5 protein-coding genes and 1 pseudogene are annotated in these 7,276 nt (G+C 44.6%); 4 read left to right on the top strand and 2 right to left on the bottom strand.

Going from position 1 to position 7,276, the window contains the following annotated elements; genetic code table 11:
* The 3 genes and pseudogenes from BUA56_RS00995 to BUA56_RS00985 all read left to right on the top strand — a co-directional run.
* A pseudogene (locus BUA56_RS00995) lies at window positions 1-262 on the top strand (group II intron reverse transcriptase/maturase); the annotation flags it as partial.
* A 160-nt stretch (window positions 263-422) separates the two neighbouring features.
* Window positions 423-1,880 carry an ATP-dependent Clp protease ATP-binding subunit ClpX gene (gene clpX / locus BUA56_RS00990; RefSeq protein ID WP_072848337.1) on the top strand — a complete coding sequence of 486 codons (1,458 nt, stop codon included), beginning with the start codon at window positions 423-425 and terminating at the stop codon, window positions 1,878-1,880.
* 30 nt (window positions 1,881-1,910) lie between these two features.
* The gene (locus tag BUA56_RS00985) at window positions 1,911-2,369 is read left to right on the top strand and encodes a signal peptidase II (RefSeq protein ID WP_072848335.1); all 459 of its coding nucleotides are present in this window, start codon (window positions 1,911-1,913) and stop codon (window positions 2,367-2,369) included.
* Window positions 2,370-2,470: 101 nt separating this feature from the next.
* Here the strand turns inward: BUA56_RS00985 and BUA56_RS00980 are convergent, their stop codons facing one another.
* Both BUA56_RS00980 and BUA56_RS00975 read right to left on the bottom strand, forming a co-directional pair.
* Window positions 2,471-3,889 (bottom strand): aspartate ammonia-lyase, encoded by a 1,419-nt coding sequence (locus BUA56_RS00980; protein WP_072848334.1) that lies wholly within the window; start codon window positions 3,887-3,889, stop codon window positions 2,471-2,473.
* 177 nt (window positions 3,890-4,066) lie between these two features.
* Window positions 4,067-5,527: a trimethylamine methyltransferase family protein gene (locus BUA56_RS00975; RefSeq protein ID WP_072848332.1), complete on the bottom strand. Its 1,461-nt coding sequence runs from the start codon at window positions 5,525-5,527 to the stop codon at window positions 4,067-4,069.
* A 260-nt stretch (window positions 5,528-5,787) separates the two neighbouring features.
* On the opposite strand from BUA56_RS00975, the gene BUA56_RS00970 reads away from it, so the two are divergent.
* Window positions 5,788-7,248 (top strand): sigma-54 interaction domain-containing protein, encoded by a 1,461-nt coding sequence (locus tag BUA56_RS00970; protein WP_072848330.1) that lies wholly within the window; start codon window positions 5,788-5,790, stop codon window positions 7,246-7,248.
* Window positions 7,249-7,276 lie beyond the last annotated feature (28 nt).

Genomic DNA, 7,276 nt, shown 5'->3' with positions numbered 1-7,276 from the left:
AGACGAACTGAACTCATGGCTGTATCACCGTATTCGTATGTGCATATGGAAACAGTGGAAGTTACCCAAAACAAGGAAAAGAAACCTTATGAAACACGGAATACCCGAATATTTTGCACATCAGGCGGCAAACAGCCGCAGGAAATACTGGTATGTATCGGGAATGGGAGCGGTCAACAGAGCATTAACAAAAGAAAGATTGATAAACAGTGGCTTCTATGATTTAGCCACTGCCTATCAGTCTGTGCACGTCAACTATTGAAACCGCCGTGTACCGAACGGTACGCACGGTGGTGTGAGAGGACGGGAGTTAATCACTCCCTCCTACTCGATTGTCCTCTGACTTTAGAAAAAGTTCACTTGTAGACCGTATTAGATTAGGATATAATGATGGAAGTAGAAATCGTAAAGGAGAACACTATATGTCAGAAGATAAAGAATTATTTGATGAGGCAGATATAGAAGAAACCGCAGTCACTGTGGATGATCATGATAAAAAAGATGACGACGAGTATGAAAAAATATGTTTTATGTGCCGCCGTCCTGAGAGCAAGGCTGGAAAGATGATAAGTCTTCCCAATAATATTAACATCTGTACAGAGTGTATGCAGAAAAGTTTTGACACAATGAGCAGCAGCAATATTAATTACAACGATCTGATGAATAATATTCCTAATATGCCGAACATCAGTATGATTGACCTGTCGACTCTGCAGGATCAGATCCCCAAAAAGCAGAAGCTGAAAAAGAAAAAGGAAAAGCCAAAGGAAGAGGAGACTGCAAAGACACTCAGTATAAAAGACATACCTGCTCCCCATAAGATCAAGGCCAGCCTAGACGAATATGTGGTGGGGCAGGACTATGCTAAAAAAGTAATGTCAGTGGCTGTTTATAATCACTATAAAAGAGTATACGCTGATAAGGTGGATGATATTGAAATTGAAAAATCAAATATGCTGATGATTGGCCCCACCGGAAGCGGCAAGACGTATCTGGTGAAGACTTTAGCCAGGCTGTTGGATGTGCCGCTGGCAATCACGGATGCTACCTCCCTGACAGAAGCCGGATACATTGGAGATGATATTGAAAGTGTAGTATCTAAGCTCCTGGCGGCAGCGGATAATGATGTGGAAAAGGCAGAGCATGGGATTATATTTGTGGACGAGATTGATAAGCTTGCCAAGAAAAAGAACACGAACCAGAGGGACGTCAGCGGAGAATCTGTGCAGCAGGGAATGCTTAAGCTTCTGGAGGGAAGCGAAGTGGAGGTCCCGGTAGGTGCAAACAGCAAGAATGCTATGGTCCCCCTTACAACGGTGGATACCAAAAATATTCTGTTTATCTGTGGGGGCGCTTTTCCGGAGCTGGAGAATGTAATCAAAGAACGGCTGAATAAGCAGTCTTCCATTGGATTTAACGCGGATCTGAAGGATAAATATGACCACGACGAAACAGTTCTTCAGAAGGTTACTGTGGATGATTTAAAAACATTCGGCATGATTCCGGAATTCTTAGGAAGGCTTCCAGTGGTGTTTACTCTGTCTGGCCTGACGAAGGAAATGCTGGTTCAGATATTAAAAGAACCTAAGAATGCGATCTTGAAGCAGTATAAAAGGCTTCTGGCTCTGGATGAAGTGAAGCTGGAGTTCGAAGACGGTGCCCTGGAGGCCATAGCGGAGATGGCGCTGAAGAAGCACACAGGAGCTAGAGCACTTCGGGCAATTCTGGAGGAATACATGCTGGATATTATGTATGAGATTCCAAAGGATGACAGTATCGGAGAAGTAATTATAACAAAGGAATATATAGAACATACCGGAGGACCCAGGATTCTTCTTCGGGGGCAGGAGCCCGTCCGACTGGAGGCGACGGAAGGATAGGTACAGAGCCGGAGGCAAGGCAGGTGGAGTATGGGATTTTTAATCATCGCAGCAGGAATTTTCTGCTTAGACTATTTTATAAAGCGTAAGGTAGAGGCGGATAAATTACTGAATGTCACAGAAGAACGTTTGGGAGGCAGAGTCCTCATCCGCAGGACAAACAATCCGGGGATAGCATTTGGTTTGTTAAAAAAGGACAGGAAAAAGGTTACTTATATACAGCTTACAGGACTTTTGCTGGCCGGAATCGGTTATCTGTGGCTCCTTTTTCAGAAGGGGTATACAATAGCTAAAATAGGTGCAAGCTTTATTCTGGGGGGTGGATTATCCAACTGGCATGACAGACAGCGTCAGGGCTATGTGACGGACTATGTAAGTTTTAAGTGTCCATGGAAAAAATTTGAGAATATTGTTTTCAACCTATCAGATCTCTTTATTTTCCTGGGATGCATTGTGACTGTGGTGTCTCAGACCTTCCATAAAAAGTAAAAAAGAAGCAAAATATGCAGTCCTGCTGGCAGCGGTCTCTCACTCTGCCTGCAGGACTATTTTTATTACATAGGAAACTGCGTTCCCTATCGCAATTTTTCTTATTTTATACCAGGCTCTGTCATGGCCAGGGGATCCAGAATGTACTCCAGCTTATCTTTTTCCACGATCCCCTCCTCCAATATCAAATCACGGACGGATTTGCGGGATGCCAGTGCCTTTTTTGCAATTTTAGCAGCCTTCTGGTAACCGATGTGGGGACAGAGTGCAGTGACTACCCCCACACTGCCCTCCACCAGCTGACGGCACCTCTCAGCATTCGCAGATATGCCCTTCACACAGTTATCCACAAAGGTCTGTACCGCATAGGCAAGAGTATCAATGGATTGAAACAGATTATAAAAAATAATAGGCTCAAAGGCATTCAGCTCCAGCTGTCCGGCTTCAGCCGCCATAGTAATAGTCATATCATTCCCTATAATATGAAAGGCTACCTGATTTACTACTTCCGGTATCACTGGGTTTACCTTTCCGGGCATAATAGAAGATCCATTCTGTTTTTCGGGAAGATTAATCTCACCGAAACCAGTTCTGGGTCCGGAGGACATCAGTCTCAGATCATTTGCTATCTTGGAGAGTGTAACGGCGCAAGCCTTTACAGCCCCAGACACAGCCACAAAGGAATCCAGGTTAGAAGTGGCATCCAGCATATCGTAGGCCTGGATGAATCCCATCCCAGTAATCTTATCCAGATTGGGCACAATCCTTTTGACGTACTGTGTATCTGCATTTACGCCGGTTCCAATGGCTGTTCCCCCCAGATTGAGGCTGCGCATCTCATCCTTTGCCACATCCATACGGTATACATCCCTTTTGACAGCTTCGGCATATGCTTTAAATTCCTGACCCAGGCGAACGGGGACTGCATCCTGCAGCTGTGTTCTTCCCATTTTTATAATGCCGTCAAATTCTTTTGCTTTTTCTTCCAAAACATCATAGAGGCGACGGAGTTCTTTTTGTGCGTTTTCCAGCAGACGCAGAGAAGTCATTTTTCCGGCTGTGGGGATGACGTCATTGGTGGATTGTCCGCAGTTTACGTGATCATTGGGATGGATGATGGAATAGTCCCCCTTTTCTCCGCCCAAAAGTTCAATGGCGCGGTTGGCGATCACCTCATTGGCATTCATATTTAAAGAAGTACCTGCACCGCCCTGAATTGGATCTACAATGAATTGTTCATGGAGCTTTCCTCCTATAATTTCGTCACAGGCCTGAACGATGGCCTCTCCTAATTTCCTGTCCAGGGTACCTACCTCGCAGTTTGTAATAGCTGCTGCCTTTTTTATGTAAGCTAGGCTGACAATAATCTCCGGATGCATGGACAAACCTGTGATGCGGAAATTTTCTGCAGCCCGCATTGACTGTACGCCGTAATATACCTCCCCGGGAACATCCATCTCGCCGATGGAGTCTTTTTCCATGCGGTAATCTCTGCCGTCCAATTTAATCTTTTCAACCATTTTTCTTCCTTCTTTCCTCTTCCTTTGCTATTATTATAGCCTTTCCCTGGGATAGGGTCTAATATATATAAATATATAAATCTTATAAATCAGAAGTTATACTCCTGCAGGAGAAGGGGAAAGAAGGCTGCTTCGGCTGAGCGTATTTATTGATACTGTTTGCTCATCACTTTAAAGCTATTGGATCCGGGTCTGTGCCTGTTCCAGGATATAGTTTAATTGCTCCATAACTTCTTCCGGCAGTGCAGGCGCTCTGTGCTCTGCCAGAATGCCAGCTGTTTTATTATGGATTCTGCTGCGCATATCAAGGGATGTTTTGGACCAGCTGCTGTAAAGCTGACGGTCTATTAAGGTAGGAAACCAAAATTCCTCCCGGAAATGTTCAAAGGTGTGTTCATGGGTCAGAAATTCCCCTCCGGGTCCCACTTCATGAATTACGTCCAAGGCAAGTGTGTCTCTGTTAATTTTCATCCCTTTGGTAATCCTTCGCGCGAATCCTATGATTTCATCTGACATTACAATCTGTTCCAGCGCCCCGGACATAGCCCCGTCCAGAAAACCTACATCGTGAACCAGATGGCCTCCGCTGAGGCTATTCATTATGATCTGCATAGAAGTTTCAATTGCCGCCTGCTCATCCACGAGTTTAGAGTCCGTAACACCTCCGGTCTGCATGGAGGGAAGATTCAGGTAGTGAAAGAGATCCGCGACAATACTCTCCCCCAGGCAATGTTCCGGACTTCCGTAAGCTGAATGGGTGGTGGACATATCTACAGTCAGCACTACCATTCCACAGGCGATAGAACATCCCTCACGGATTAGCTGAGAGAGGACAACTCCGGCCAGCATCTCCGCCAGGCCCGATGCCAGTGCGCCAGCCATGGTGACCGGTGCTACGGAACCAAGCTGCGCTCCGCTCATCCAGATAACGGGAAGACCTGACTGGACGCAGTACTCCAGTTTTTCATAAATTAAATGGGGAATGATTAATGGGGTAACCGGACAGCCGGGAAACAGGGCGGCAAAAGGCTTATCAATCAAATCCTTACGGCTGCCTGCGATGGCAGAGCACATTTCTACCTGCTCTCTTAAACCTTCTACGCCTACGCCCCAGCCGATGACTGGCTTTACGGTATTTGTCAGCATTTCATACATTTCAACCACATCAGAGATGGGTACTGGGCAGTCTGATATCTGTGCTAATCCCATCACAAAGTCGATATTGGGACAGGCATCTGCGACCCTGGCGCTGTATGTCACGTCTCTGCGTACCGCTTCCCTTCTTCGGCCGGTTTCAAAGTCATTAAAAAATGGATTCGTAGGTCCCAGCCCGTAATAAGTATTAGAACCGCCCGCCCGAAGGGCAACATTCCCGAAGCGATCGTAGAGGACTAATTCCGGGGCCGCCGAGTTGATACAGCGGATGACCAGGTTCCGGGGGAATATCACAGTTTTCCCCTCTTTTCTACAGCCCGCTTTATCGAGAAGTGCAACCGCCCTCTCATGCTGCACCTCCAGACCTGTTGTTTCCATAATCGTGAGGGCGGCATTGATAATACGTTCACATTCAACCTCCGAGACTGCATGAAACAGCCCTCCGTTTATCTGGTAGTATGATTTTAATCCTTCAATTGCCATAACCGTACTCCTTTCGACAATCTCCTAGTTTTTTTATATCTTAAACGCTATATGGTTATACAAGCAAAAACTGTGCCAAAATAAGGCGAGTGTGAAAAACGATTGTCTGTCTATTATGAGAGGCAGTACACGAGAGAGGAGTTGGAGTTAGTGCAATATTAATTGCGGCAATAATTATTGCTTTTATTGACTAACTGCAATAATTATTGCATTATTAGTGTAAGAGCTCTATTAACTTATGGCATGAGGAGGTATTGGGAATGGAATCAATTTTTTGGGAAATCCTGGATATGCTGCCCACGGCAGTTTATATTTTGAATCAGGATGGCACCTTTAGGTTTATTAATAAGGCCGCAGAAGAACTGGACGCACTCAGGCGGGATGAGATAATTGGCAAACAGGCGTTTCAAATCTATCAGAGTATTTATCTGGGGGAAGAAACCATATCCCCGGGGATCACTGCCCTGCATACGGGTAAATCAATAGAAAATATAAATCTGGAATGGTATTGCAACGGGAAACGAAACAATGCTTTAACCAGTGCCTATCCGATAGTAAAAGAAGGAGAAACGGTAGGTGCAGTGATCTTTTGCGATCCTGTGAGTTCTCTGAAAAGGCGGCTGATCCAAAATATATCATTTATGAAGAAGAGCACCATTAAACTCAGACACAAACAACTGAAAAATGGAACAGAATATATGTTTGATGATATTATGGGAAAAAGCAGTGTATTGCAGAACACCATACAGGTTGCAAAAAGGTTTGCAGGAAAAGATATGCCGGTTATGCTCTGCGGGGAAACAGGCACTGGAAAGGAACTGTTTGCACAGAGTATACATAATGCCAGCAACTATTATGCAGGTCCTTTTGTCCCGGTGAACTGTGCAGCTATTCCGGAGACTCTGCTGGAGAGCACTTTGTTCGGTACGGTAAAAGGGGCATTTACCGGGGCAGTAGACAGTGTGGGGTTATTCGAAAAAGCAAAAGATGGTTCCATATTTCTGGACGAAATCAATTCCATGCCTTTGCTGCTACAGGCTAAAATTCTTCGTGCCATTCAGGAAAAGGAGGTTCAGAGAGTAGGGGACAATAAATTCAGGAAAATAAGCTGCCGTATAATCAGTGCAACCAATGTACTTCCCGAAAAGCTCATAAATGATAAAATTATGAGGACGGATCTGTATTACCGTTTATCCACAGGCCTTATTATTATCCCGCCTTTGAGGGACAGAGGCAATGATTTATTTATTCTAATGCAGTCATTGATTGATAAATATAATGCAGAACAGAATGCTCTGGTGATTGACCTGATCCCTTCTTTAAAATCAATGTTTCTAACCTATGACTGGCCAGGAAATGTACGGGAGCTCTCAAACATCCTGGAAAGTGCGTTTAATATGCTTGGTGATAATGATTCATATATAGGGTTCGAACATATCCCTAATTATTTTTTGGAGTATCTGAAAAAGTCGGTGATTAAGAATAAAAGCGTAAAGACCGCATATGACATGGCCTTTAAACAGAGTGCAGACAGCTGGGAGTTATCAGAGTATAAGAATCTGCCCCTGCTGGTCGATAATTATGAAAGGACGATTATAGAGTCGGCTATGGAGAAAACCAGAGGGAATCTGACACATTGCGGAAAACTTCTCGGCATATCTAGACAGTCACTGACAGTGAAGCTTAAAAAATATAAGATTACTTCCGGAGAGTTTTGCTGATATGAACTGGCACATAATTTGCTCATAA

The organism is Lactonifactor longoviformis DSM 17459, from assembly GCF_900129135.1.
Taxonomy (GTDB): Bacteria; Bacillota; Clostridia; order Lachnospirales; family Lachnospiraceae; genus Lactonifactor; species Lactonifactor longoviformis.
This window is presented reverse-complemented; position numbering and strand designations above follow the sequence as displayed.